The organism is Limnospira sp. PMC 1279.21 (assembly GCF_032349615.1).
In the GTDB taxonomy this organism is placed as follows: domain Bacteria; phylum Cyanobacteriota; class Cyanobacteriia; order Cyanobacteriales; family Microcoleaceae; genus Limnospira; species Limnospira fusiformis.
The window spans coordinates 1-482 of record NZ_JARPLU010000529.1 but is presented as its reverse complement, the minus strand read 5'-3'; the positions used below and the strand labels follow the sequence as shown (position 1 = coordinate 482).

Genomic DNA, 482 nt, shown 5'->3' with positions numbered 1-482 from the left:
TTGCAGCCTTATTTTGTCTCCTAAACGTTTCGCACTACACCTCTATCATTACATATTAGGCACTACCTGACTGAGAATATCCAGCGGGAGGATTTGAACCCGATTGAGGAAACCGAGGCGATTTTGCGGCTGTTGGCTATCAACTTAAATGACTCTGTGGAAAAGGTGCGATCGCTACTGCACCGAATGAAAAACGACGCTAAGAAAAAAGTAACTACCCATAGCGCTATGGGTACATCGGAAGCCGAAATTGTCAAATCCACATTTGACTCTCTGGGTCGAATGTCGTGGGATTGATTCGTGAGCAATCAATTACCACTGTTGAAACTGCCACCGGAAATTCTGAAAGCTCTGGGTGAGGGCGATATTGATTACACCAAAGCGAAGGAAATAGCCAAGTTAAAGTCCGAGGAGGAAAGGTTGGCGCTACTATAGCACAAGACAGAACACTTAGGACGTATAATGGAGAGGACGAGATGACT

General features: G+C 45.2%; 1 protein-coding gene. It reads left to right on the top strand.

Features of this window, described 5'->3' with window-relative positions; all coding sequences use genetic code 11:
• Positions 1-93: 93 nt before the first annotated feature.
• The gene (locus P5683_RS25795; protein ID WP_006621756.1) at positions 94-297 is read left to right on the top strand and encodes a hypothetical protein; all 204 of its coding nucleotides are present in this window, start codon (positions 94-96) and stop codon (positions 295-297) included.
• The last annotated feature ends 185 nt before the right edge of the window (positions 298-482 follow it).